This window comes from Methylobacterium sp. FW306-05-D, assembly GCF_058782155.1.
In genome coordinates this window covers 28,799-53,354 of record NZ_JBYSXL010000022.1, presented here as the reverse complement: position 1 = coordinate 53,354, position 24,556 = coordinate 28,799, and the positions used below count along the sequence as shown (strand labels likewise).

Annotated in this window: 22 protein-coding genes; 6 read left to right on the top strand and 16 right to left on the bottom strand. The window is 69.5% G+C overall.

Annotation, left to right across the window (positions count from 1 at the left end; translation table 11 throughout):
* Positions 1 to 291: 291 nt before the first annotated feature.
* The 11 genes from ftsZ to AC3WLN_RS10280 all read right to left on the bottom strand — a co-directional run bounded on the left by ftsZ (position 292) and on the right by AC3WLN_RS10280 (position 11,244).
* Positions 292 to 2,088, bottom strand: coding sequence for a cell division protein FtsZ (gene ftsZ / locus AC3WLN_RS10330; RefSeq protein ID WP_492480955.1), 1,797 nt, complete (start codon positions 2,086 to 2,088; stop codon positions 292 to 294).
* A 119-nt stretch (positions 2,089 to 2,207) separates the two neighbouring features.
* A complete protein-coding gene (gene ftsA / locus AC3WLN_RS10325; RefSeq protein WP_056215981.1) occupies positions 2,208 to 3,530 on the bottom strand; it encodes a cell division protein FtsA in 1,323 nt (440 codons plus the stop codon).
* A 66-nt stretch (positions 3,531 to 3,596) separates the two neighbouring features.
* Positions 3,597 to 4,583 carry a cell division protein FtsQ/DivIB gene (locus AC3WLN_RS10320; protein ID WP_492480953.1) on the bottom strand — a complete coding sequence of 329 codons (987 nt, stop codon included), beginning with the start codon at positions 4,581 to 4,583 and terminating at the stop codon, positions 3,597 to 3,599.
* Complete coding sequence (locus AC3WLN_RS10315; protein WP_463772709.1) at positions 4,550 to 5,473, bottom strand: D-alanine--D-alanine ligase; 924 nt, start codon at positions 5,471 to 5,473, stop codon at positions 4,550 to 4,552. Before AC3WLN_RS10315 ends, AC3WLN_RS10320 begins: the two co-directional genes overlap by 34 nt.
* Before the next feature lie 38 nt (positions 5,474 to 5,511).
* A complete protein-coding gene (locus tag AC3WLN_RS10310) occupies positions 5,512 to 5,886 on the bottom strand; it encodes a type II toxin-antitoxin system PemK/MazF family toxin (RefSeq protein WP_492480971.1) in 375 nt (124 codons plus the stop codon).
* Positions 5,873 to 6,106: an AbrB/MazE/SpoVT family DNA-binding domain-containing protein gene (locus AC3WLN_RS10305; RefSeq protein ID WP_492480951.1), complete on the bottom strand. Its 234-nt coding sequence runs from the start codon at positions 6,104 to 6,106 to the stop codon at positions 5,873 to 5,875. The genes AC3WLN_RS10310 and AC3WLN_RS10305 overlap by 14 nt, the downstream gene beginning before the upstream one ends.
* Positions 6,107 to 6,143: 37 nt before the next feature.
* Positions 6,144 to 7,076, bottom strand: coding sequence for a UDP-N-acetylmuramate dehydrogenase (gene murB, locus AC3WLN_RS10300; protein WP_492480949.1), 933 nt, complete (start codon positions 7,074 to 7,076; stop codon positions 6,144 to 6,146).
* Entirely contained in the window at positions 7,073 to 7,477 is a 405-nt protein-coding gene (locus AC3WLN_RS10295) for an endonuclease domain-containing protein (protein WP_492480947.1), read from the bottom strand. Before AC3WLN_RS10295 ends, murB begins: the two co-directional genes overlap by 4 nt.
* Positions 7,478 to 7,484: 7 nt before the next feature.
* Positions 7,485 to 8,900, bottom strand: coding sequence for a UDP-N-acetylmuramate--L-alanine ligase (murC, locus tag AC3WLN_RS10290; protein ID WP_492480945.1), 1,416 nt, complete (start codon positions 8,898 to 8,900; stop codon positions 7,485 to 7,487).
* 71 nt (positions 8,901 to 8,971) lie between these two features.
* Entirely contained in the window at positions 8,972 to 10,081 is a 1,110-nt protein-coding gene (gene murG, locus AC3WLN_RS10285; RefSeq protein ID WP_492480943.1) for an undecaprenyldiphospho-muramoylpentapeptide beta-N-acetylglucosaminyltransferase, read from the bottom strand.
* Complete coding sequence (locus AC3WLN_RS10280; RefSeq protein WP_056476877.1) at positions 10,078 to 11,244, bottom strand: FtsW/RodA/SpoVE family cell cycle protein; 1,167 nt, start codon at positions 11,242 to 11,244, stop codon at positions 10,078 to 10,080. The genes murG and AC3WLN_RS10280 overlap by 4 nt, the downstream gene beginning before the upstream one ends.
* A 551-nt stretch (positions 11,245 to 11,795) precedes the next feature.
* Here AC3WLN_RS10280 and AC3WLN_RS10275 point away from each other — a divergent pair.
* Positions 11,796 to 13,460, top strand: a complete 1,665-nt coding sequence (locus AC3WLN_RS10275) for a methyl-accepting chemotaxis protein (protein ID WP_492480941.1) — start codon at positions 11,796 to 11,798, stop codon at positions 13,458 to 13,460.
* 6 nt (positions 13,461 to 13,466) lie between these two features.
* Here AC3WLN_RS10275 and AC3WLN_RS10270 read toward each other — a convergent pair whose 3' ends face one another.
* Positions 13,467 to 14,453, bottom strand: coding sequence for a CobW family GTP-binding protein (locus tag AC3WLN_RS10270; RefSeq protein ID WP_463772686.1), 987 nt, complete (start codon positions 14,451 to 14,453; stop codon positions 13,467 to 13,469).
* Positions 14,454 to 14,506: 53 nt separating this feature from the next.
* Positions 14,507 to 15,109, bottom strand: a complete 603-nt coding sequence (locus AC3WLN_RS10265) for a TetR/AcrR family transcriptional regulator (RefSeq protein WP_492480939.1) — start codon at positions 15,107 to 15,109, stop codon at positions 14,507 to 14,509.
* Positions 15,110 to 15,261: 152 nt separating this feature from the next.
* Here AC3WLN_RS10265 and AC3WLN_RS10260 point away from each other — a divergent pair, with 152 nt between their 5' ends.
* The 4 genes from AC3WLN_RS10260 (at position 15,262) to panB (ending at position 19,051) form a co-directional block, all read left to right on the top strand.
* A complete protein-coding gene (locus tag AC3WLN_RS10260) occupies positions 15,262 to 16,215 on the top strand; it encodes a quinoprotein relay system zinc metallohydrolase 2 (RefSeq protein WP_492480937.1) in 954 nt (317 codons plus the stop codon).
* Positions 16,216 to 16,296: 81 nt separating this feature from the next.
* The gene (locus AC3WLN_RS10255; RefSeq protein ID WP_492480935.1) at positions 16,297 to 17,151 is read left to right on the top strand and encodes a quinoprotein dehydrogenase-associated SoxYZ-like carrier; all 855 of its coding nucleotides are present in this window, start codon (positions 16,297 to 16,299) and stop codon (positions 17,149 to 17,151) included.
* 7 nt (positions 17,152 to 17,158) lie between these two features.
* A complete protein-coding gene (locus AC3WLN_RS10250) occupies positions 17,159 to 17,749 on the top strand; it encodes a rhodanese-like domain-containing protein (RefSeq protein WP_492480933.1) in 591 nt (196 codons plus the stop codon).
* Positions 17,750 to 18,226: 477 nt separating this feature from the next.
* Positions 18,227 to 19,051, top strand: a complete 825-nt coding sequence (gene panB, locus AC3WLN_RS10245; protein ID WP_056277125.1) for a 3-methyl-2-oxobutanoate hydroxymethyltransferase — start codon at positions 18,227 to 18,229, stop codon at positions 19,049 to 19,051.
* A gap of 28 nt (positions 19,052 to 19,079) precedes the next feature.
* Here the strand turns inward: panB and AC3WLN_RS10240 are convergent, their stop codons facing one another.
* The 3 genes from AC3WLN_RS10240 to AC3WLN_RS10230 form a co-directional block, all read right to left on the bottom strand.
* The gene (locus tag AC3WLN_RS10240; RefSeq protein ID WP_492480930.1) at positions 19,080 to 21,164 is read right to left on the bottom strand and encodes a TonB-dependent siderophore receptor; all 2,085 of its coding nucleotides are present in this window, start codon (positions 21,162 to 21,164) and stop codon (positions 19,080 to 19,082) included.
* Between the two features lie 425 nt (positions 21,165 to 21,589).
* Positions 21,590 to 21,892, bottom strand: coding sequence for a hypothetical protein (locus AC3WLN_RS10235; RefSeq protein WP_463772663.1), 303 nt, complete (start codon positions 21,890 to 21,892; stop codon positions 21,590 to 21,592).
* 191 nt (positions 21,893 to 22,083) lie between these two features.
* On the bottom strand, positions 22,084 to 23,016 hold the full coding sequence (locus tag AC3WLN_RS10230; protein ID WP_492480928.1) for a LysR family transcriptional regulator: 933 nt from the start codon (positions 23,014 to 23,016) through the stop codon (positions 22,084 to 22,086).
* A 253-nt stretch (positions 23,017 to 23,269) separates the two neighbouring features.
* On the opposite strand from AC3WLN_RS10230, the gene AC3WLN_RS10225 reads away from it, so the two are divergent.
* Complete coding sequence (locus tag AC3WLN_RS10225) at positions 23,270 to 24,382, top strand: type II asparaginase (protein ID WP_492480926.1); 1,113 nt, start codon at positions 23,270 to 23,272, stop codon at positions 24,380 to 24,382.
* Positions 24,383 to 24,556 lie beyond the last annotated feature (174 nt).

Here is a 24,556-nt window from a genome sequence, read left to right as displayed (position 1 = left end):
TTGGGATGCGCTGTTCGCCCCTTGCGATCCGTCCGCTGCTTGAAGCCCCTGCCGGCGTCTGATGGCCGAAACCACCGCGCCTTGTCGTTCCAAAATTCGTATAGCCGCGCCTCAAAGGCAGGCCAAATCACGGATTCTTACGCTGTGTTACAGCCGCGGTTTCCACCAGCGAATCCGAATCTCGTTTTGAAACAACGATTTAACAATAGGCATAGCCCGGAGCCGCGAGGCTCCGGGCCTGTGGCTGAAATATCTCAGCCCGGGTGTTGAAGGGTCCGCCGGACCCCGGTTTCAGTTCGCCTGGCGGCGCAGGAAGGCCGGGATCTCGAGCTGATCGTCGTCCATCATGCGGGCCTGGGGGGCGACGCGACCCTGAGGATCGAGGTTGCCCTGGGCCGGGCGGTATGCCGGGGGCGCCTGCACCGGGACGCGCTTGGCGTAGTCCGCGGGCGGGGCGGCCTGCGGGACAGGGGCGGCGGGCGCCCGCATCGGCGGGAGCGGCGCGGCCTCGACATCCTCGCGGCGTCCGCCGAAGCCCACCGTCGCGAGACGGCGCAGCAGCGTCATGCGCTTGGAGTCGCCGACCGGCTCCGCCGGCTGCTCCTCGCGGGCCCGGAGCTGGGCCTGGGCGGGAAGCGGCAGGTCCTGGATCTGCGGCATGCGGGGGGCGCGGGCCACGGCCACGGCCGGCCGGGGCGGCACGAACGGGCCGGCGGCATGCTGGGGCGCAGGCTCGGGGGCCGGCATCGGCGCGGGCTCGTAGGACATGGCGGCGCGCGGCTGGGTCTGGGTCAGCATCACCTCGTCGCGCATCACCGGGGCCTGCGGCAGCTCGACCCGCATCGGCTCGGGGGCGAGGGCCACCGGCTCGGGGGCGCGCAGGGTCTGCTGCACCGGCGCCTGGACCGGGGCGGGCTGGAGCGACGCAGCCTGGAGCGACGCCGGGGCGGCGGGCTGCGCGGCCGGGGCCGCTACGGCTCCGTCCTGTCCGACGGGGCGAAAGGTGGAGGCGGGCTGTGCGGCCCGCGCCCTCGCTTCCGCACGCAGACGCTCGGCGACCTCGGCGATGCGCTGCTCGGTCTGCACGATGTCGGGGTTGTTCTGGGAGTTGGCGGCGATCAGGGCCGGCTCGATGCCGGTGGCGACCACCGAGACCCGGATGATGCCGTCGAGGCTCTCGTCGAAGGTGGCGCCGAGGATGATGTTGGCGTCCGAGTCGACCTCCTCGCGGATGCGGGTGGCGGCCTCGTCGAGTTCGTAGAGCGTGAGGTCGTTGCCGCCGGTGATCGAGATCAGCAGGCCGCGGGCGCCCTTCATCGAGACGTCGTCGAGGAGCGGGTTGGCGATGGCGGCTTCCGCCGCGCGGTTGGCGCGGTTCTCGCCCGAGGCCTCGCCGGTGCCCATCATGGCCTTGCCCATGCCGCGCATGATCGCGCGGACGTCGGCGAAGTCGAGATTGATCAGGCCTTCCTTGACCATCAGGTCGGTGATGCAGGCGACGCCCGAGTAGAGCACCTGGTCGGCCATCGCGAAGGCGTCGGCGAACGTGGTCTTCTCGTTGGCGACCCGGAACAGGTTCTGGTTCGGGATCACGATCAGGGTGTCGACGGCGGCCTGGAGCTCCTGGATGCCGGCCTCGGCCGTGCGCATCCGGCGCACGCCCTCGAACTGGAAGGGCTTGGTGACGACGCCGACGGTGAGGATGCCCATGTCGCGGGCGGCGCGGGCGATGACGGGGGCCGCACCGGTGCCGGTGCCGCCGCCCATGCCGGCGGTGATGAAGCACATGTGGGCGCCGGAGAGCTGGTCACGGATCTCGTCGATCACCTCGTCGGCGGCCGCAGAGCCGACCTCGGGGTGCGAGCCGGCGCCGAGGCCCTGCGTCACGCCGAGGCCCATCTGGATCACGCGCTCGGCCTTCGAGGAGGTCAGCGCCTGGGCGTCGGTGTTGGCGACCACGAACTCGCAGCCCAGCAGGCCGGATTCGATCATGTTGTTCACGGCGTTGCCGCCGGCTCCGCCGACACCGAAGACGGTGATGCGGGGCTTGAGTTCCCGGATATCCGGCGCCTGCAGACTGATGGCCATGATGTCGAGCCTCTCGTGCCTTTCACGTTTCGTTTGACGCCTGCCTGAAGCCAGGAGCGCCGATTTGGGTCTGGCCGTTCCACCCACCCCGCGGGGTTTCGGGCATTCCGGCGGTCGTCTCAGAAGCTCTCGCGGATCCAGCGTCCGACGCGCGAGAGGTAGCCGTCCGTTCCCGTGCCGGCGAAGGCCCCGTGGCCCCGCGGCTCGAAATGCTCCGCATGCGCCACCTGCGGGTAGACCAGGAGGCCCACCGCCGCCGAGAAGGCGGGGCCCTTGGCGGCCTCCGGCAGGCCGCGGATGCCCAGCGGCCGGCCGATGCGGACCTGGCCCTCCATCACCCGGCGGGCGACCTCCGGCAGGCCGACGAGCTGGCTCGCGCCCCCCGTCAGCACCACCCGGCGCCCGGCCTGGGCCGAGAAGCCCGCGGCGCGCAGGCGGTCGCGCACCAGTTCCACCACCTCCTCGACGCGCGGGCGGATGATCCGCACGAGCTGCGAGCGCGGCACGTGGTTGGGCGCGTCGCCCTCGTCCTCGCCGACCCCGTGGACCGCGATCATGTCGCGCTCGTCGGAAGCGGTGGCGATGGCCGAGCCGTAGAGGGTCTTGAGGCGCTCGGCCGCGGCGACCCGGGTGGAGAGGCCGCGCGCGATGTCCATGGTGACGTGGTGGCCGCCGACCGCGACCGCGTCCACGTGGACGAGATGGCCGCCGGAGAACACGCCGACGCTGGTGGTGCCGCCGCCCATGTCGACCACGGCGACGCCCATCTCGGCCTCGTCGTCGACGAGCGCCGAGAGGCCGGCGGCGTAGGGGGTGGCGATCACCGCCTCGACGCCGAGGTGGCAATGCTCGACGGCGAGCATGAGGTTGCGGGCCGCGGCCGCCTCGCCGGTGACCACATGCAGGTCGACCCCGAGGGCGTCGCCCATCATGCCGGACGGATCGATGACCGTGCCCTGGCCGTCGATGGCATAGCCCGTGGGCAGGGCGTGGAGCACGGCCCGGCCGGGGCTGACGCCGTGGGCCGAGGCGGTCTCCAGCACGCGCTCCACGTCGGAGCCCGTGACGGTGCCGGTGCGGGTGCCGACGCGGGCCTCGAAGTGCTGCGAGCCGATGCGGCCGCCGGACATGTTGACGATGACCGACTGCACCTCGACCTTCGCCATCCGCTCGGCGGCGTGGACCGCCTGGCGGATCGCGCCCTCGGCGGCCTCGAGGTCGACGATGACGCCGCCCTTGAGTCCCTGCGAGCGCTGGTGGCCGATGCCGATGACGCGGGCGAAGTGGGTGCGCCCGCGCAGGGTGGTGAGGGCCTCGGCCGGCTGGAGCTCGGCGATGAGGCAGACGACCTTGCTCGTTCCGATATCGAGCACCGAGAGGGTGGTGCTGCGCCGGGCGGAGAGTGGTTTCAGGCGTGGGGTGAGGCCGTGCGGGTCGTGCATCGGGCTACCGGGCGGAGCGGGTGTGGAGGGGACGGGACGCGGGATGCGCCGGACGGATCGTGCGGCTCATGTGCTGGTCCCCTTGGGCTTCGACTTCTTCTGGGATTCGGCGCGGGCCGCGGCCGCCTCCTCGGTGAGCCGCACCACCACCCGGTCGGGCATGCGCAGGTCCACCGCGATGATGTCCTTCTCGAGGATGCGGTTGTCGCGCTCGAGCTTGACCAGCCGGGCCAGGGCCTCGGTGGCGCCGGTCTCGGGCAGGCGGATGTCGACGCCGTCGAGCTTGAGAGTCCAGCGGCGGCCGGAGACGTAGGTGCCGGCCTTGACCCGCTCGGCCAGGGTGCCGGCCGCCTCGATCAGGGCGAGGTAGTCCTTGAGCTTCAGGTTGGCGTCGTCGCCGACCACGAGGGGAAGGGCGGCGTAGCGGTCGTCGCGCATCTGGTCGATCACCGTGCCGTCGGCGGCGATCACGGCGATCTCGCCGTTGCGCTGCCAGAGGGCGGCGGGCTCGCGCTCGACCTGGGTGATGACGATCTCGTTCGGATAGACCTTGCGCACGGAGGCGCTGGCGATCAGCGGCACCGCCAGCAGGCGCTCGCGGGCTTCCGCCACGTCGAGGAAGACCACCGAGGAATGGCCGTCGATGCCGGCGGCCTGCAGCACTTCGCGCTCGTAGAGGCGGGCGATGCCCGAGATGGTGACGCGCTCGACGCCGAAGCCGGCGAGCCGCGCCATGATGTCGAGGGGGCGGCCGTGCTCCGCCACGAAGCGGTCATAGGCGCCGCTGCCGACGAAGCCCGCAAGGGCGAGGGCCGCGAAGGAGACGGAGAAGCCCGCCGTGCCGAGGTGGCGCGGGACGCGGCGCTCGATCGGGAGAGCGAGACGGGAGCGGCGGCCGGGCGGCGCGAAGCGGCGCAGGCGAGCGCCGAGCGCCGCGCGGACGGAGGCGATCGTCCCGGCGGCGGGCCCGAGCGGACCCTGGCCCAGAGGACCTTGGCCGCCGAACGGGCCTTCGGCCCCTACCGGCCCAACGTTGCGTCCTCCACCATCCATTGGACGAGCTCACCGAAACTATAGCCCGCGTGGGCTGCGATCTCCGGGACCAAGCTCGTCTTCGTCATGCCGGGTTGCGTGTTGACCTCCAGCACGACGAGGGCACCGGTTCCCCCCGGTGTGTCGTCGTAGCGAAGGTCCGCACGGCTGATGCCCCGGCACCCGAGTGCTTGATGCGCCGTTAACGACAACTCTTGGACACGCTGGTAAAGATTTGGTTTAATTTCTGCCGGGAGGACGTGGATCGACCCCCCCTCGGCGTACTTCGCGTCGAAGTCGTACCACTCCCCCGAAGCCGGCTTGATCTCGATCACGCCGAGGGCCCTGTCGCCCATCACGGCGCAGGTCAGCTCGCGCCCGGCGACGTAGGTTTCCGCAAGGATTTCATCGCCATAGCCCCAATCCTCCCGGCCCACCTCCTGGGGCGGATGGGAGCGTCCGTCGCGCACGATGATGACCCCCATGGAGGAGCCCTCGGCCACCGGCTTCAGCACGTAGGGCGGCGTCAGCACGTGTGACTTTGCGGCCTCATGACGGTTAACGACGCGGCCCTCCGGGACGCTGACGCCGGCCGCCCGCATGACCACTTTGGCACGTTCCTTGTGCATCGCCAGCGCCGAGGCCAGCACGCCGGAATGGGTGTAGGGGATGCGCAGCAGCTCCAGCAGGCCCTGGATCGTGCCGTCCTCGCCCGCCGGCCCGTGCAGCGCGTTGAAGGCCACGTCGGGCCGCAGGTCGGTGAGCACCGTCGCGATGTCCGGCTGGACGTCGACGCGGGTGACGCGGAAGCCCTGCCCCTCCAGGGCATCGGCACAGGCATGGCCCGAATTCAGGGAGACCGGCCGCTCGGAGGACCACCCGCCCATGAGGACGGCGACGTGCTGGGACATGGGGACTCCTGGGAATTGCGCGAACATGGATTACGTCGTCACGCCGGCCTTCGCGGGCCTATCCTGTCGTGGATCGCATCGAAAACCGCGCCAGCCGCCATCGACGGCAGCGTCCCGATCCGCCGGAGAATGCGAGCCGGTTCGATGCAGGCCAGCTTGACGGGTCTGACGACAGACGGCGCATCCAGTCCGGCGGCGGCAAGATCGTCGATCGCCAGATCGCCTCCGAGGGCGGGGTTGTTCGCGCTGGTGATCATCGCGATCCAGACGAATCCCGCCTCGGCGACGGCCTGCCCCGAGATCACGACGGCCGGGCGACGCTTCTCGGCGAGACGATCGGAGTAGGGAAACGGCACGACCACCACGGTCCCGGCGGGGAACGTGCGTCCGCCGGGGTCCCTAGAGATTGCCATAGGCTTCTTCGTCGGCGGCACCGGCCCATTCCGTGAACGTCACGAAGGGGTCTTCGCCCTCGGGCCGCGCCTTCTCGATACGGATACCGTCCGGGGTGATCACGTAGCGAAGGCGATCACCCGGGCGGATATCGAGGCGTTCGCGAACTTCGGCCGGGAGAACAGTCTGGCTCTTCACGGAGACCTTCGAGTAGGTCGTCAGGACGTCCCGTCCGGTCATCGGCACCCTCCCGCTGGAATACTTACGTCTTACCGCCTTACTGCGCCCGTGTCGATATCCCGATGCGCTTGATCTCCCAGTGGAGCTCGACGCCGGAGGTCTCGCGCACGCGCCGGCGCACCTCCTCGCCGAGCCCCTCGATGTCGGCGGCGCTCGCGTTGTCGCGGTTGATCAGGAAGTTGCAGTGCATCTCCGAGACCTGCGCGCCGCCGACCGTCAGGCCGCGGCAGCCGGCCGCGTCGACGAGCTGCCAGGCCTTGCCTCCGGGCGGGTTCTTGAAGGTGGAGCCGCCGGTGCGCTCGCGGATCGGTTGGGCCGCCTCGCGGGCCGCCGTCACCCGCTCCATCTCGGCCTCGATCGTCTCGCGGTTCCCCGGGCGGCCCCGGAAGACCGCGCTCGTGAAGATCACATCCTCGGGGGCGCCGCTGTGCCGGTAGGCGAAGCCCATCTCCGCATGGGTGAAGCGGCGCGCCTGCCCCCGGCGGTCGACGCCGTGGGCCTCCACGAGCACGTCGGTGGTCTCGCCGCCGTGTGCGCCCGCATTCATGCGCAGCGCGCCGCCGACCGAGCCGGGAATGCCGCGGAAGAACGCCAGCCCGTCGAGCCCGGCCTCGGCCGCCGCCTTGGCGAGGCGCATGTCGGGCATCGCCGTGCCGACCCGCAGGGTCTCGCCGTCGATTTCCACCATTCCGAAGGCCCGGCCGCCGAGGCGGATCACGACGCCCGGCACGCCACCGTCGCGCACGATGAGGTTCGAGCCGAGCCCGATCACGGTGACGGGGGTCTCCGGGTCCAGGGCCGCCAGCAGAAGGCCGAGATCCTCCGCATCGGCGGGCGTGAACAGCACCTGCGCCGGACCGCCGACCCGGAACCAAGTCAGGTCCGACAGGGGCTGGTTGGCGATGAGCCGTCCGCGCAAGCGCGGCGACCGGGCGCGGATGTCGGGGGTGATGTCCGGGAAGGCGGTCATACGCACACCTCCCCTCTCCCCGCGTCGGGTTCGACGGCCGCTCCCCGCAGGCGGGGAGAGGCTGGAAGGGCCGCGCGGATCGTCGCGGTGACACACTCGGTCTGTTGCATGATGTCGGTATTCCAAAAGCGCAGGACGCGGTGGCCGCGTGCGGCGAGCCAGGCATCCCTGACGTGATCGCGCCCGTTCTCGGCATGCGGACTGCCATCCGCCTCGCCGATGATCCGCGCCTCGCGACGGACAAAGTCCGTGACATGGGAGCCGATCTGCTCCTGCCGAACGACCTTGAAGCCAGCCAGTCGCCGCTCCCTCAGGTGCGACCAGAGGCGGTGCTCGGCCTCCGTCTCGTTGGCCCGGGGGGTCCGGCGGACGCGCGTGCGCGCCTTCGAAGCGGCGCGCACCGGCGGCTCACGCCTTCACGCCGTCCAGGGCGGAGAGTTCGCCCGGCAGGGCGTAGGCCCATTGCGTGATGTTGCCGGCGCCCAGGCACACCACGTAGTCGCCGGGCTTGGCGCGGCCGGCGACGATGCCGGCGAGGTCCTCGGAGCGCTGCAGCGCGATGGCGTCGCGATGGCCGCGCGACTTCAGTCCCGAGACGAGACCGTCGCGGTCCATGCCCTCGATCGGCGCCTCGCCCGCCGCGTAGACGGGGGCGACGATGACCGTGTCGGCATCGTTGAAGCAGGTGCAGAAATCGTCGAACAGCGTGGCGAGGCGCGTGTAGCGGTGCGGCTGCACGATGGCGATGACGTTGCCCTCGGTGGAGGCGCGGGCGGCCTTCAGCACCGCCTTGATCTCCACCGGATGGTGTCCGTAATCGTCGAAGATCAGGGCGCCGTTCCACTCCCCGGTCCGGGTGAAGCGGCGCTTGACGCCACCGAAGCCGGCCAGCGCCTTGCGGATCGCCTCCGGCTCGACACCGAGCTCGTGGGCCACCGCGAGCGCCGCGGTGGCGTTCAGCGCGTTGTGCTTGCCCGGCATGGGCAGGACGAGGTCCTCCATCTCGAGGCGGAAGCCCGGGCGCCGGTCGCGGATCATCACGCGGAAGCGGCTCATGCCCCCACGCAGGTCCACGTCGATGAGGCGGACATCGGCCTGCGGGTTCTCGCCGTAGGTGATGATGCGGCGGTCCTCGATGTGGCCGACGAGGTCCTGCACGATCGGGTGGTCGATGCACATCACGGCGAAGCCGTAGAACGGGATATTGTCGATGAAGCGGCGGAAGGCGTCCTTGACCGCGTCGAACGAGCCGAAATGGTCGAGGTGCTCGGGGTCGATGTTGGTGACGATGGCGACGTCCGCCGGCAGCTTCAGGAAGGTGCCGTCCGATTCGTCGGCCTCCACCACCATCCACTCGCCCTCGCCCATGCGGGCATTGGTGCCGTAGGCGTTGATGATGCCGCCGTTGATCACGGTGGGGTCGAGGTTGCCGGCGTCGAGCAGGGTGGCGACGAGGGAGGTCGTCGTGGTCTTGCCGTGCGTGCCCGCGATGGCGACGCAGGACTTGAAGCGCATCAGCTCGGCCAGCATCTCGGCCCGGCGCACCACCGGAAGGCGGCGCTCGCGGGCGGCCACGAGTTCGGGGTTGTCGCGGCGGATCGCGGTTGAGACCACCACGAGGGCGGCCTCCTCGACGTTGCCGGCCTCGTGGCCGATGAAGGTGCGCATGCCCTTCTCGGCCAGGCGCCGGACGTTGGCGTTGTCGTTGGCGTCCGACCCCTGCACGGTATAGCCGAGGTTGTGCATCACCTCGGCGATGCCGGACATGCCGATGCCGCCGATGCCGATGAAGTGGATGGGGCCGAGCTTGTCGGGCAGCTTCATGGGAAGGACCAGTCTCAGGGGCGTCGGGCGCGGACGAATGGGCGCCGACGGGATCTACCGGGCGGAAGGGCTCAAGGGTTCGCCGCCGTCGCGACGACGATGTCGGCCAGCCGCTCGGCGGCGTTGTGAATTCCAGCGCTTTTGGCGGCTGAGGCCGCCGCGGTCAATTTTTCGGGATTGGTGAAGAGGTCGACCAGCTCCGCCGTCAGCCGGTCCGGCGTGAAGGCGGATTGCGGAATCGCCTGCGCGGCACCGATGGTCGCGAGCGTCGCCGCATTGGCCGCCTGGTCCTGGTCGAGGGCGCCGGGCAGCGGCACCAGGATGGCGGGCCGGCCGATGGCGGCGAGTTCCGAGACGGTCGAGGCGCCGGAGCGGCCGATCACGAGATGGGCCGCCGCCATGCGGGCGGGCAGGTCCTTGAAGAAGGGCGCAGCCTCGAGGCCGGCGAGGCCCAGGCCGAGATAGAGGTTCTGGACCTGCGTCAGATCCTCAGCCCGCACCTGCTGCACGAGGTGGAGGCGCGCACGCAGGTCGGCGGGCAGGTTGGCGATGGCGCCGGGCACGACCTCGCCCATCACCCGTGCGCCCTGGCTGCCGCCGAAGACGAGGAGATGCAGGGGATCGCCGGCGCCCACCGGCGGGTAGGAACTCTTCGCCGCCTCGAGCACCGCCGGGCGTAGGGGATTACCGGTATGGGTCCGGGGGGCGAGGGCCTTGGCGGGCACGCCGCGCACGTCGCGAAAACCCGTGGCGATGGCCCGGGCACCCCGGGCCAGGAAGGCGTTGGCCCGCCCCATCACGGCGTTCTGCTCGTGCAGCACGGTCGGCACGCGCAGGAGCTGCCCCGCCAGCATCGGCGGCACCGTGGGGTAGCCGCCGAACCCCACGATGGCGGCCGGGTTGATGCGTCGGATCTGCCGGGCGGCGACGCCGAAGCCCCGCCCGAGGGTGAGGAGCGCGGCACCGCGCTGGATCAGGGAACGGCCGGAGGGCGTGGCCGACGCGATGGTGACGATCTCGGAGGCCGGGAAGCCGGCGGCGATGGAATCCACCCGCGCATCGGTGGCCAGCACCACCCGCACGCCCCGGGCGCGCAGGGCATGCGCCAGGCTCTCGGCGGGGAACAGATGCCCGCCCGTGCCGCCGGCACAGAGCAGGATCGTGGCGGTCGCAACGGTCAACGCATCACTCCGGCGATCGTCGCCGGGGCGGTGCCCGGCGGCTTCTGGCTCAGGGTGGTGGTCCGGGGGCGCTTGCGGGTCAAGGCCACGAGAAAGCCCATGCCGAGGGCCAGCGAGATCAGCGAGGAGCCGCCGTAGGAGACGAAGGGCAGCGTCATGCCCTTGGCGGGCATCAGCCGCACGTTCACCGCCATGTTGATGCAGGCCTGGAGCCCGAACAGGGTGGTGAGACCCGTGATCGCCAACCGCGAGAAGGTGTCGTCGGTGCGGCGGGCCAGCTTGAGGCCGCGCATGACGATGTAGGCGAAGAGCAGGACGAGCCCGAGGCAGACGATGGTGCCGAATTCCTCGCCCGTCACCGAGAAGATGAAGTCGGTATGGGCGTCGGGCAGGTGGCGCTTGGCGACGCCCTCGCCCGGGCCGGTGCCGAACCAGCCGCCGGAATTGAAGGATTGCCGGGCCCAGTAGCCCTGGAAGTTGTCGCCGGAATCGCTGTCGAGGAAGCGGTCGATGCGCTCGCGGACGTGGTGCAGGAAGCGGTAGGCGGCGGCGACGCCGATCAGGCCGCCGGCACCGAGGCCCGCCACCCAGAACCAGTGCAGGCCGGCCACGAAGAACAGCGCGCACCACACGATGGTGATGAGCATGGTCTGGCCGAAATCGGGCTGCAGCACGAGGGGCACGATGGTGACCGGCAGGAGCAGGATCGCCAGCAGGCCGCCCGGCATGTCGCGGCGCTGGGCGCCCTCCGAGAAGGCCCAGGCCGCCACCACCACGAAGGCGGGCTTCACGAATTCCGAGGGCTGGATGCCGATGGCGCCGAACTGGATCCAGCGATGGGCGCCCTTGATCTCCGGCCCGAACTTGCTCGCCAGGATGCAGAGGGCGACGCCCATCATCCAGGTGAAGAGCGCGACGCGCCGGATGTGGCGCAGGGACAGGAAGGACACGCCGACGATGATGAGGATCGTGGGCGCGAGGTAGAGGGCCTGCCGGTTGAGGAAGTGGAAGGTCGGCAGGCCGATCTTCTCGGCCACCGGCGGCCCACCGCCCATGAGGAAGACGAGGCCCGCTACCATGAGCGCCCCGAGCCCGGCGAGGAGGCCGCGGTCGACGGTCCACCACCAATCCGTCAGGGGCGTGCGTTCGGCGCGGGACATCATGGGATCAGCACTCTCCGGAGCCTCACGGCGCCCGAACGGGGCAGCCGAACGCGGCCGGCAGCCTCGGGCCGGCACGGATTCGATCCTGTGCCGGAATGGTAAACCAATCCTTGCATCCGGCCCGGTCATCCGCTGCCGTCGCCTCCGCTGGCCAAGCGCGAAGATCCGGACTCGTGCGCGCAGGACGATCGGTTCGGCGGACCGCGCGCTCGACCGGAGGCCATCGTTTCCGAGCCGCCGCAACGATCCCCGACGTCACACTCTACCGGATGACGGCGCAGGCTCTTCATTGTCCCGCCGGACAACATCTGCGCCGAGTTCCGGCCACGACTTTCGTTATGAAAACGAATCCTCTCCGGGAAAACATCTTCGACTCGGATCATCGGTTTCAAGACATCCGAATACACACAAGCGCAGGTATGATCCGCGGTGCCGCCCAACGCCTTTATATTAATTTAGTGTTATACTTTAACTGGCGCAACTCATCTCAATTCGGTCAACCTCCGACGAATTAGGAAACCCCGATGAGATCGTTCAGTAATCTAAGCATTTTGACCAAGATCATCATTCCGCTGGCGCTGACGGCGCTGGTCGCCGCGGGGCTCGTGGCCTATGCGCGCCATTCGATGGCGATGATCGCCGCTCAGACGCAGGAGATCGTGAACGTCCAGACCGCGCGACAGGGCCTTGTTCTCAACCTGCAGATCGGCCTCACCGAAGCGACCGTCCAGAACCGGAACATCCTGCTGGAGACGGCCGCCGCGAAGATGGCCGGCTACACGGCCAAAGAGGCGGCGGCGGTCCGGTCGGCGCTGGAAGCCCAGGCGAGCCTCGCGAAGTTGGCCGACACGCCGGAACGGGTGGCGACGAACACCGCGCTTCGGGACGCGGTGAACGCCTATTTCGCCGTCCTCGCCCGCGCGACGGAAGCCGGCCTGAAGAACGACCGTCAGGCCGGGATGAAGATCGCGCAGGAGGAGGCCTCACCCCTGCGCGCGAAACTGCGCGAGCAGATCTCGCAGCGGATCGCGGCGATCGATCAGGAGTTGAAGGCCAGCAGCGACCGCGCCGAAGAGCGCGCTTCCTCGGCGTCGATGCTGCTGATCGGTTCGGCCGTCGTGGGCCTCCTGGCGGCGCTGGCCATTGCGGTCGTCATCGTCGTCGGGGGGATTACGCGGCCCGTCAAGGACATGACGGCCGCGATGTCCCGGCTCGCCGCGGGCGACCTCGACATCGCCGTCGAGGGCACCGATCGCAAGGACGAGATCGGCCTGCTCGCGCGCTCCCTCGAGGTATTCAAGCGCAACGCGATCGATGCGCGCCGACTCGCGGCGGAGCAGGAGGCGGAGAACCGGACCAAGATGCGCCGGGCGGAGATCCTCAGCGACCTGACCGAGCGGTTCGAGGCCAACGTCTCGACCCTGACCCAGGGACTGGCGGGCGCCGCCACCGAGATGGAGGCCACCGCACAGTCGCTCTCGGCCACCGCCGACCAGTCGATCCGTCAGGCCACCACGGTGGCGACCGCGGCGGAGGAGACCTCCGCCAACGTCCATACGGTCGCCGCCGCCAGCGAGGAGATGTCCGCCTCGATTCAGGAGATCGTGACCCAGGTGAGCCAGTCCTCCATCAAGGCCACCCAGGCCGTTGAGGACACCCGCCGCACCGAGACCACGGTGAAGCGGCTGACGGAGGTCGCCGACAGCATCACCGACGTCGTCTCGATCATCTCGACCATCGCCGGCCAGACCAACCTGCTCGCGCTCAATGCCACCATCGAGGCGGCGCGGGCCGGCGAGGCGGGCCGCGGCTTCGCCGTGGTGGCCACGGAGGTCAAGGAACTCGCCGGACAGACGACGCGGGCCACGGAGGACATCCGGACCAAGATCGGCCAGATCCAGGACGCGACCGGCGAGGTCGTGTCCGACATCACCCGCATCGGCAGGACCATCGCCGACATGTCGACCTATTCCAACGGCATCGCCGCCGCGATGGAGGAGCAGGGGGCCGCCACCCGGGAGATCGCCCGCAACGTCCAGGAGGCCGCACAGGGCACCCAGGAGGTGACGAGCAGCATCGAGACCGTGCGGACCGGAGCGAGTTCCACCGGGGCCGCCGCCACCCAGGTCCTCGGCGCCGCGAAGGAACTGTCGCGCTACTCCGAGAACCTCGGGCAGGAAGTGTCGGCGTTCCTGGCCGGCGTGAAGGCCGCCTGAGGTCGATCAGGCCGCCCGGCAATCCTCGAACCCGGCCCGGATCTCCGCCGGGTCGAGCTTGCGGCCGATGAAGACCACGCGGGACACCCGGGGCTCGCCGTCCTTCCACGGACCCTGGAGGTCGCCGTCGAGGATCTGGTGCACGCCCTGGAAGACGAAGCGCTGCGGCTCGTTCGGGAAGGCGACGATGCCCTTGCAGCGCAGGATGTCGGGGCCCTGGACCTGGGTCAGGGTCGAGATCCAGGGCATGAACTTCTCCGGGTCCACGGGCCCGTCGATGCTGGCCGAGACCGACTGCATGTCGTCGTCGTGGTGATGGTGATGGCCCTCCTCCAGGAAGTCGGGCTCGATATCGAGGATGCGGCCGAGATCGAAGGCGTTGCGCTCCAGCACCGCCTCGAGGGGCACCGCGCAGCGCTCGGTGCGGTGGACCTTGGCGTAGGGATTGATCGCCCGGATCTGGGCCTCGACCCGGGCGAGATCGGCCTCCTCCACGAGGTCGGCCTTGTTGAGCAGGATCACGTCCGCGAAGGCGATCTGGTTCTTGGCCTCGGGCGCGTCCTTGAGGCGGTCCGAGAGCCACTTGGCGTCGGCCACCGTCACCACCGCGTCGAGGCGGGCGGCGGCGCCCACATCCTCGTCGATGAAGAAGGTCTGGGCGACGGGGGCGGGATCGGCCAGGCCCGTGGTCTCGACGATGATCGCGTCGAACTTGCCGCGCCGCTTCACCAGGCCGTCCATGATGCGGATGAGGTCGCCGCGCACGGTGCAGCAGACGCAGCCGTTGTTCATCTCGAACACCTCCTCGTCGGCGCCGATGATGAGGTCGTTGTCGATGCCGATCTCGCCGAACTCGTTGACGATCACCGCGTAGCGCTTGCCGTGGTTCTCGGTGAGGATGCGGTTCAGGAGCGTGGTCTTGCCCGCCCCCAGGTAGCCGGTGAGCACGGTGACGGGGATCTTGGCGGAGGCGGTGTTCGGGCTGTCGGACATGGTCGCTCTTCGTCGATGGCGCGGGAGGCGTCGCTGCAGCCTGTTATATTGTATCAGTTCGGTGGGATGGAACCCCGACCGGACGCAACCCCGCCGGCCCGTAGACCGTCGCAGAGCGCCGCGAGCGTGCCGCGAAAGCCCGTCGGCCCGGCGAGCAGGCGCTCCATGAGGAGACCCCCCTCGAGGGCGGCGATCACCATGCGGGCGCTGGGTCCGGGCTCGGCGGAGGCGCGGATGCACCCCGCGGCGATGCCCTCGGCGAGCACGCCCTCCAGCCATGCGATGTGCTTCTTGAAGAAGCGGGCGATGTCGGCGCGCAAGGAATCCGGCAGGGCGTCTCCCTCGATGGCCAGGACGGCACAGAGGCAGCCGAGGCCCGCCTCGACGCCGCCGAGATAGAGCGCCCCGTAGGCGGCGATCCGGCCGATCGCGTCCGGCTCGCCGGCCCGGATCTCGGCCAGTTCCGCGTCGTAGCGGGCGTCGTAGGCCTCCACGAGGGCGTGGGCGAGGTCGGACTTGGTGGCGAAGTGGTGGTGGATGCTCGCCTTGCGGATCCCGACCGTTTCGGCGAGGTCCGCGTAGCTGAAGCCGGCATAGCCCCGGCGCCGCACCAGGGTCTCGGCCTGCAGCAACAGCTCGGCACGGGTATCCCTCATCGACTGGTCGTCTCCTGGTGGACCGCCGCCCTCGTCCGCCGGTGCCCGCACGCGCAGCCGTGATCGGTCGGCAGCCGGCCTCCCGGCTTATGCCGTTGACGCGGCAAAAAATCTACCTACTAATTGGTAGAATAACAAAACGGAGGACGACGATGCGGGCGGATGCCGGCCGATCACGCTGGAGCAGCACGCGGCGCAGCGCCCTGTTCGGTGGCCTGTGCCTGTGCTGCCTGCCCACCCTCGGACGGTCCGCCGAGGGTTTCGACCTGCAGGAGGTCGGCCCCGGCATCTTCATCCGGCGCGGCCCCGACGCCGAGGCGACCCCGGAGAACAACGACGCCATCGCCAATATCGGCTTCATCGTTGGCGACCGGTCCGTGCTCGTCACCGAGTCGGGCGGGAGCCTCGCCGACGGAGCCTGGCTGCGCGCGGAGATCCGGAAGCGCACCGACAAGCCGGTCAGTCACGTGGTGCTGACCCATGTCCACCCGGACCATTGCTTCGGGGCGTCGGCCTTCGCCGAGGACAACCCGGTCTATGTCGGCCACCATGCCCTGCGCGCCGCCCTCGACGCCCGGGGCGAATACTACCGCGGCCGCCTCGCCGAGATCCTGGGTGCCGACCAGGCCGGCCGCGTGGTTTATCCCACCCTGGAGGTGGCGGATGGCGCCGCGGTGGATCTCGGCGGGCGAACCTTGCGCTTCACCGCCCACGGCGCGGCGCATACGAACTGCGACCTCTCCATGCGCGACTCGGCGAGCGGCATCCTGTTTCCCGCCGACCTCCTCTTCGTGACCCGCATCCCCTCCCTCGACGGCAGCCTCCTCGGCTGGCTCAAGGAGGCGGACCGCCTGCGCGCGATGGGGGCCGCCAAGGCCGTTCCGGGCCACGGGCCACGGCTGGTCGACCTCGCGCCCGCCCTGGACGACCTCACCCGCTACCTCGCGACGCTCCGGGACGAGACCCGGAAGGCCATCGCGGCGGACGTACCGATCGAGAAGGCGGTGCAGACCGTCGGCCAGTCGGAGCGCGACCGGTGGGTCCTGTTCGACACCTATAACGGCCGCAACGTCACCCAGGCCTTCAAGGAACTGGAATGGGAATGAGCCGGCAACTTGAGCCCGGCATCGCCCACGCCACATGATGATGCAAAGATTCGACAACGATCGTTCACCAGGAGAAACGCCGTGACGCGCCCAGCCAAACCCGTCCTCGTCCGCTCCGTCCTCGCGGCGCTGACCCTCGCCCTGCCCCTGGCCACCGCCGGCACCGCGCTCCGTCCGAGCGCGGTCCATGCCGCCGGCGCGAGCGACGACGAATCCGAGCGCCTCGCGCGTTGGAAGGAGATCCAGGCGTCGATCTTCGGGGACCGCCGAATCGCGCCCACCGACAGCTTGGTGAAGATCGACGCCCCGGTGCGGGCGATGGACGCCGCCCTGGTGCCGATCACCCTGACGATGCCCGAGAAGGACCGGATCGCCGGCGTCCACCTCGTCATCGACGACAATCCCTCGCCCTACGCCGCTCACATCGCCTTCGGCCCGGGGGCGGATGCCGGCGAGATCAAGCTCCGGGTGCGGGTCAACAACTACACCAACATCCACGCGGTGGTGGAGACCAAGGACGGGCAGCTCTTCGAGACGACGAAGTTCGTGAAGGCGTCGGGCGGCTGCTCGGCCCCCATGGGCATGAGCGACGAGGAGGCGATGAAGGGCATGGGCGACATGAAGCTGAAATTCGCGGAAGGCCAGCCCGGACGCCCGGTGGAGGCGACGCTGATGATCCGCCATCCGAACTTCAGCGGCATGCAGATGAACCAGATCACCCGCGACTACACCCCGGCCCGCTACATCAACAAGGTCGCGATCACCCGCGGCGACCAGGCCGTGCTGACCCTCGACGGGGACATCTCGATCGCCTCGAACCCGGTGATCAATTTCGGCCTGCGGCCCGAGGGCCAGGGGCCGATCAAGGTGGTCGCCACCGACAATCAGAACGGCCGCTGGGAGCACAGCTTCACGGCGCCGAGCGCGACGAACTGAGCGGGCGATGCGGCAGCAGCTCCTCCGGATCGCGGCGGCAGGCACCGCCCTGCTCCTCCTGGCGGCGGCCAGCCCAGCGGATTCCCCCGTGAACGTGCCGGAGCCGGACGGCATCTGGACCGGGCCGCAGCGGGGCTACACCCCCGCGACCCTGGCCGGGGCCAGCGTCATCGACATCGACGCCCTCGATGCCCTGATCGCCCGCGACCGGCCGGTGCTCCTCGACGTGTCGCTGGCCGACCGGCGCCCGGCGGGGTTTCCGGACGACCGGCCCTGGCTGCCGGCCCACCGCTCGGTCCCCGGCGCGGTCTGGATGGCCAATGCCGGCGCCGCGCCTCTCGACCCGGCCCGGGAAGCCCTGTTCCTGAAGCGCGTCGCGGAACTGACCGGAGGCGACAAGGGCCGGGCCGTCGTGGCCTTCTGCCACCCGGAGTGCTGGGGCAGCTGGAACGCGGCCAAGCGGCTGGTGCTCCAGGGCTATACCCGCGTGCACTGGTTCCCCGAGGGCATCGAGGGCTGGCAGGAGCGCCACCCGACCACGGTGATCTCCGAGGACCCCGCCTGGAGCGCCCGCGCCGGGACCGACGCGCAACGCTGAGGCAGCCGCCCGGGCGACACGCGGGTGGAGCGTACCGGCTCGCAGAGCACGATGTTTCCGGGTCCCGCGGCCACGCTCAATTTATCAGCACGCCTGTGCAGGAATACCAGTGCCACCACCGTTGACAGCGGTCCTGTTGTGGCGGAATAAAGGCATCCAGCGGCGCCCGAAAGTCTAGGGAGGAAACGCCCGGAGAGAGCACGGAGCAGCGACGCCATCGCTGCTATCGAGCCCTGGGCAAGACTTTCGGCATAGTTGTCTTTGCCGGACATTGCTGCGCCGAGTCATCCGACATCTGGTATACCATTCGGACAATCAGATCCTTCCGGGCGCGAGACCGGGCCATCGCCTCATGGCGACAATGCCGTGCGACCGTCATCTTCGGCGCGCGCGCTCGTCGGCGAGGCCGTGTATAGAGACGCCACCAGCAGACGGCCCGCCGCGTTCCGGCGGTCCGCACCAGCCGGGTGGAGTCGCATGTCGCAAGCCGTTCAGTCCCGCCGCATCCGCGCGATCGACCTGGCCAAGCGCAAGGCCGAGGGGCGCAAGATCATCGCGCTGACCGCCTACCACGCCCACACCGCCGGCATCCTCGACCCCTACTGCGACTTCATCCTCGTGGGCGATTCCCTCGGCATGCTGATGCACGGCATGGAATCGACCTTGCCGGTGACGCTGGAGATGATGATCGTCCAGGCGCAGGCGGTGATCCGGGGCACCTCGCGCGCCCTCGTCGTGGTCGACATGCCGTTCGGCTCCTACGAGGCGAGCCCGCAGCAGGCCTTCCTCAACGCCGCCCGCGTGCTCAAGGAGACGGGTGCCGGAGCGATCAAGATGGAGGGCGGCGCGCGTTTCGCGGAGACCGTGGCCTTCCTGGTGGAGCGCGGCGTGCCGGTGATGGGCCATATCGGCCTCACGCCCCAGTCGGTGAACACCATGGGCGGCTTCAAGGTGCAGGGCCGCGAGGCCGATGGCGAGCGCCGCCTGATGGCCGATGCCCGCGCCATCAACGACGCCGGCGCCTTCGCCATCGTGATGGAGGGCATCGTCGAGCCGGTGGCCCGGGCCATCGCCACCTCCCCCGACATCACCACGCCCACCATCGGCATCGGCGCCACCATGGCCTGCGACGGGCAGATCCTCGTCCTCGAGGACATGCTGGGCCTGAGCGACCGCGTGCCGAAATTCGTGAAGCGCTTCGGCACCCTGCGCGGCCAGATCGAGGCCGCGGTGAAGGACTACGCCGAGGAGGTCCGCTCCGGCACCTTCCCGGCCGAGGAGCACACGTACCAGCCGCTCTGAAGGGGCCCCTACGGGCCGGTCTTGACGGCTACCAGCGGTAGCCGATGCTGCCCAGCACCCGGCGGCGCTCGCCGTAGTAGCAGGCCGTGACCGAATTGCAGCTGCTCACGATGCGCTCGTCCGAGACGTTCGCAACGTTGAGGGCGAAGCGCCAACCTTCCCAGTCGTAATGAGCGACGAGGTCGCCGACGACGTAACCCGGTACGCGGAACTGGTTCAGCTGGTCGGCAAAGGAGCGCCCGACGCCGCGCACGCCTCCGCCAAAGCCCAGCCCGCGCAGATCTCCGCTCTGGATCGTATAGTCAACGAAGAGCGAGCCGTACTGCTCCGGCGTATTGACCAGGACCTTGCCGATATTGGCCGCGGTCCCGTCACGGGTCACAGCGAGGTCGTAGGCGGTGTAGGATGCCACGGCACGCAAGCCAGGTGCAAGGTTGGCCACGGCCTCTACTTCCACACCGCGCGAGTTGACCGCGCCCGTCTGAATGGACTGAAGTACGTTCGCCGGGTTCGCTGTCAGCACGTTCGTACGGGTAAGGTCGAACAAGGCGGCAGCAAAGTATCCGTCGAAACCAGGGGGCTTATATTTTAGACCGACCTCGGTCTGCTCGCTCTTCTCGGGCAGAAAGAGCTGCTGGAGGGAGGTGTTGACCCCGACGAGCGGTGTGAAGCCTTGTGCGTAGGAGACGTAGGGCGCTAGACCCGACTCGTCGTTGTAGATGAGAGCGGCGCGGCCGGTGAAGGCGCTGACGTCACGGCTCTGGCCGATGGCGTTGGGGGTACGGGGATCGTTGTCGGTCGCAACCCAGTCGTTGCGACCCGTGAGCAGCAAGGTGAAATTGCCGAACGTGATCTCATCCTGCAAGTAGGCGGAGAACTGGTTCTGGGTGACGACCGAGTTGTTGAAGGTACCGGACAGGTTGAGCGGCGTGTTCGGGTAAATCGGCCGGATGAGATTCAGGGACGGGCCACTGCCGCCCACTTGGAAGTCGTCGAGCTGGTAGCGGCGGTACTCGAAGCCGGCAAGCAGCGTGTGCCCGAAATCACCCGTCCGGAACGGGATGATGATCTGGTTGTCGATGTCGCTCTGCACGCCGGTGTTACGCGCCAGGAAGTCGAACCGACCGAGGTCGCCTGCGGCCGGGGTGGTCGCGTAACCGACGCCGAAGCGGTTGGCGAGGTTGACGCTCACGCTGCCGTGACGGGCGTTCTGACGGAACTTGATGTCGTTGTCGAAGCGGTGCTCGAATTCGTAGCCCACGAAATCCTGGGCCCGCGTCAGGCGGTCGGTCGCCGGGTCGCCGGTGAAGCGGCTCGTCTTGATGAAGCCGAAGGGGGCCGGCGTCACCGTGCCCTCGTAGGGCAGGAAGTTCTGCGTGCCGGCGCGGTCGCGCTGCACCTGGGCGAGGACGGTGAGGGAGGTGTCGGCGTCGGGCTTCCAGGTGATCGAGGGCGCGAAGAAGAAGCGGTCGTTGTTGACGTAGTCCACCTGCGTACCGCCCGCCCGGCCGAGGCCGACGAGCCGATAGAACAGCTTGCCCTCGGTGCCCGGCGCGTCCACCGGCCCGCCGATGTCGAAGCCCGCATAGGCGTTGCCGTAATTGTCGACACCGGTCTCGACGTAGCGGATCGGCACGATCGGCGGCCGCTTGCTCACCGCGTTGATGATGCCGCCGGGGCTGGCGCCGCCGTAGAGGCCGGAATTCGGACCGCGCAGGATCTCGAGCCGCTCCAGGCCGAAGGGTTCGAGCTTCCAGGTGGCGAAGGCGGAGGTGAACAGCTGCAGCCCGTCGAGGAAGTACCCGGATTCCTGGGCGGTGAAGCCGCGGATCAGGAACCAGTCGTTGCGCGGGTCGGCGCCGAAGGTCTCGCCGCGCACGCCCGGCGCGTAGCGCGTGGCCTCGGCGAGCGAGGCCGGCTTCTGGTCGTCGATCTGCTGGCGCCCCACCACCGAGATCGCCTGCGGCGTCCGGATGATCGCGGTGTCGGTCTTGGTGCTGGAGACGGAGCGGGTCGCGACGTAGCCGGCGACGGGTCCGCGCGGGTCCTCGGCCGCGCCGATCGCGGTGCCGCCCCGGCGGTCGCCGACGACCTCCAGGGTATCCAGGGTCACGCTCGACGCGCTCGGCGGGCTGGATTGCTGCGCCGTCGCCGAAGAAACGGCACCGATGGCGAGAGCAGCCACCGAGCAGAACAGCGTCGCCCGCAAGCTGAACGGACCAATCGACGGTTGCACGCAGGAAAGCACGGACGAGCGAGGCACGTTTCAACCTATGGCCAAATGTATTTTTGTCAGGTGAAACAAAAAGTGTGGCCCGTCAACGAGCGAAGTACCGGGCAAAACCTTTCCCTTTTACGACGTGCTTACGGTGCAACATTTTAGAACTAATACAATTACATGTTCCGGGCCGCCCGGCGCGAGGTCCGCCGGACGGTCCCCGCAAACGACGACGGCCCCGCCGGGAAGGCGGAGCCGTCGTTCATTCAGGGATGCCGACCGTGCCGGAACGGCGCGGTCGTCGCGTCGGGAGGCGTGGCCTATTCGCAGACGCGGACGCGGCGGACGTGCTCGTAGCCGTAGGCGTCGACGTAGCCGCGGCGCTCCATGTGGCACACCTCTTCCTCGACATAGACCGGGCGCGGGGCCCGGTAGACCGGGCGGCCGGGGTAGTAGCCGCCATCGTTCTGCGACGAGGCGATGGCGCCGCCGACGGCGAGGCCGCCGAGCACGCCGAGGGCGGCCGCGCCACCCGGGCTGATGCCATCGCGCGCCTGGGCGCCCGGGATCGCCGCGACGGCGACCGTGGCGGCCACGAGGGCCGCGACCAGCGAGTTCTTCATAGCTCCGTTCCTTTGATCCCGAAGAGCCTGTGCAAATCCAGAAGCGTCACTGTCGGAGGGAATCACCGAACGGTTGATGAACGGTAACGAACCCCGCCCGCGAACGAATCACATCCGTGCGAATCCTCACGTGCGATGGCAAATCGCGCAGGATTGTGCCGCTTCCGTGGCTGCGCGCCGGCGTCCGGTGATCAGATCGTCCCGGTCGGCTCCTCCACCAGGGTGCGGAGGGTCCGTCGCAGCCAGCGATGGGCGGGGTCGTCGTCGTAGGAGGCGTGCCACAGCATCGAGATCGCGACGTCCTCCAGGTCCACCGGAGCCGGGCTCACGGTGAGGCCGAGCGCCCCCGCGAAGAAGGTCGCGAGCCGGGCGTGCATGGTGGTCAGCACGGGGGCGCTGCGTACCAGGAACGGCACCGCGAGGAAGCGCGGCGTCGTCGCCGCCAGGGTGCGCCGGCGCCCGAGCCGCGCCAGGGCATCGTCGACCACGCCGTAGGCGGTCTCCTTCAGGCTGGTGAGCACGTGCGGAAAGCGCAGGTAGTCGTCGAGCGAGATCGGCGGCGCCAGGCCGACGAGGTCGGCGTTGAACATGCAGAGGTAGCTGTCGCGGTAGAGCAGGCGCTGCTTGTGGTGGGTCTGCCCGTCCGAGAAGAAGCCGATGCCGAGGTCGACCCGGTCGGCATCGAGCTCCTGCAGGATGCGGATCCGGTCGATGGAGCGCAGGAGCAGGCTGATGCCCGGCGCCTCCCTCCGAAGGTGGGCGAGGAGGCGCGGGCCGATCAGCACCTCGGCGCTGTCAGGCAAGCCGATGGTGAAGGTGCGGGTCACGGTCGCCGGATCGAACTCGGCATCGCGCCGCACCAGCGCCTGGATCTGCCGCAGCAGGGTCCGCACCGGCTCGGCGAGGGCCAAGGCCCGCGGGGTCGGGCGCATGCCCTCGGGCGCCCGCGTCAGGAGCTCGTCGGAGAACAGGGTGCGCAGGCGCGCGAGGCTGCTGCTCATCGCCGACTGGCCGATGCCGATGCGGGCGGCGGCCCGGGTGACGCTGCGCTCCGCCAGAAGCGCATCGAGGGCGACGAGCAGGTTGAGGTCGACCCGGGACAGATCGATGTGATCGATGGTCATGATCGGTTCGTTCCGCTCGATCCCCGCAGCACCGCGTCAGCCTCCTCGCTCCGGACGCGCGGGTGTGCAAGGCCCCCGCCGGATCTTCCGAGCGAGGCGGACCCCACAGGAGCCCGGCAGCGCGCGATCGAGCCGCCACGGGTGACATTTTCCGCGATGCCTCGGGTTTGATCCGCCACAGCCGCGTTTTTCGGCTGGGCCTCGCCGGTGTGCGGCGCCACAATGCGGCTCCCGAAACGACCCGAGAATCCCCATGCGCCGTACCCTGCCGATCGCCCTGATGGCCCTGATGGCCGGCACCGTCCTGCCTGCGCGCGCGCTGGAGGGGCCGATCCCGGCCAAGCCCGGCGCGACGGCCACGGCGCCCGCAGCCACGGCCAAGCCCCGCGTCGTCATCGTCGCCACCGGCGGCACCATTGCGGGGGCCGGCGCGGATGCGGCCAACAGCGCCACCTACCAGGCCGCCAAGGTGCCGGTGGACAAGCTGATCGCCGCGGTGCCCGCCATCGCCGCGGTGGCGGACGTGCGCGGCGAGCAGGCCTTCCAGATCGCCTCGGAGAGCTTCACCAACGCGCAGCTCATCGAGCTCGCCAAGAAGGTCTCCGCCCTGGTGAAGCGCGACGATGTCGACGGCGTCGTCATCACCCACGGCACCGACACGGTGGAGGAGACGGCCTACTTCCTCGACCTCGTGGTGAAGACCGACAAGCCCATCGTGATGGTGGCCTCGATGCGCCCCTCCACCGCGATCTCGGCGGACGGCGCCCTCAACCTCCTGGACGCCGTCACGGTGGCGGGCGCCAAGGATGCTCGCGCCAAGGGCGTGCTCCTGACCATGAACGACGAGATCCAGGCCGGGCGCGACACCACCAAGCGCGTCAACATCAAGCCCTCGGCCTTCTTCAGCCAGTGGGGTCCGCTGGGCATGGTGGTGGAGGGCAAGACCTACTGGTTCCGCGCGCCGGTCAAGCGCCACGGCACCACCTCCGAGTTCGACATCGACGGCATCGACAGCCTGCCCGAGGTCGCCATCGTGTACGGCTCCGGCAACATGCACCCGGAGCCCTACACCACGGCCGTGGCGGGGGGCGCCAAGGCAATCATCCATGCGGGCACCGGCAACGGCTCGGTGGCCGGCTACCTCGTCGACACCCTTAAGGACCTCCGTTCCAAGGGCGTGCAGATCATCCGCTCGTCCCGCGTCGGCGACGGCTTCGTCCTGCGCAACGCCGAGCAGCCCGACGACAAGTACGACTGGGTGGTGGCCCACGACCTGAACCCGCAGAAGGCCAAGATCCTCGCCGCCGTGGCGCTCACGAAGACGCAGGACACCAAGGAGTTGCAGCGGATCTTCTGGGAATACTGAGCGGCTCGGGTCGACGGCGGACGCTTCGGGAGGTGCCCGCCGTCGACCCGAAGCTGCCCTTCACGCCAGGATACGGCCGCCCGCGAACAGACTTCGAAGCAGCCTACAGCCGCCGCCCGAACCGCAAGATCGGTCGAGCGAGCCATGCCCGTGTGCGCCTAGCTGGTCGCGCCA

Coding starts and splice junctions, on each gene's coding strand:
- AC3WLN_RS10305 (WP_492480951.1), bottom strand. CDS start 6,106: ATGACCGGACGGGACGTCCTGACGACCTACTCGAAGGTCTCCGTGAAG.
- AC3WLN_RS10250 (WP_492480933.1), top strand. CDS start 17,159: ATGCGGCAGCAGCTCCTCCGGATCGCGGCGGCAGGCACCGCCCTGCTC.
- ftsA (WP_056215981.1), bottom strand. CDS start 3,530: ATGCACGACCCGCACGGCCTCACCCCACGCCTGAAACCACTCTCCGCC.
- AC3WLN_RS10260 (WP_492480937.1), top strand. CDS start 15,262: ATGCGGGCGGATGCCGGCCGATCACGCTGGAGCAGCACGCGGCGCAGC.
- AC3WLN_RS10320 (WP_492480953.1), bottom strand. CDS start 4,583: ATGGATGGTGGAGGACGCAACGTTGGGCCGGTAGGGGCCGAAGGCCCG.
- AC3WLN_RS10225 (WP_492480926.1), top strand. CDS start 23,270: ATGCGCCGTACCCTGCCGATCGCCCTGATGGCCCTGATGGCCGGCACC.
- murC (WP_492480945.1), bottom strand. CDS start 8,900: ATGAAGCTGCCCGACAAGCTCGGCCCCATCCACTTCATCGGCATCGGC.
- ftsZ (WP_492480955.1), bottom strand. CDS start 2,088: ATGGCCATCAGTCTGCAGGCGCCGGATATCCGGGAACTCAAGCCCCGC.
- AC3WLN_RS10315 (WP_463772709.1), bottom strand. CDS start 5,473: ATGTCCCAGCACGTCGCCGTCCTCATGGGCGGGTGGTCCTCCGAGCGG.
- panB (WP_056277125.1), top strand. CDS start 18,227: ATGTCGCAAGCCGTTCAGTCCCGCCGCATCCGCGCGATCGACCTGGCC.
- AC3WLN_RS10265 (WP_492480939.1), bottom strand. CDS start 15,109: ATGAGGGATACCCGTGCCGAGCTGTTGCTGCAGGCCGAGACCCTGGTG.
- AC3WLN_RS10230 (WP_492480928.1), bottom strand. CDS start 23,016: ATGACCATCGATCACATCGATCTGTCCCGGGTCGACCTCAACCTGCTC.
- AC3WLN_RS10280 (WP_056476877.1), bottom strand. CDS start 11,244: ATGATGTCCCGCGCCGAACGCACGCCCCTGACGGATTGGTGGTGGACC.
- AC3WLN_RS10270 (WP_463772686.1), bottom strand. CDS start 14,453: ATGTCCGACAGCCCGAACACCGCCTCCGCCAAGATCCCCGTCACCGTG.
- murB (WP_492480949.1), bottom strand. CDS start 7,076: ATGACCGCCTTCCCGGACATCACCCCCGACATCCGCGCCCGGTCGCCG.
- AC3WLN_RS10235 (WP_463772663.1), bottom strand. CDS start 21,892: ATGAAGAACTCGCTGGTCGCGGCCCTCGTGGCCGCCACGGTCGCCGTC.
- AC3WLN_RS10310 (WP_492480971.1), bottom strand. CDS start 5,886: ATGGCAATCTCTAGGGACCCCGGCGGACGCACGTTCCCCGCCGGGACC.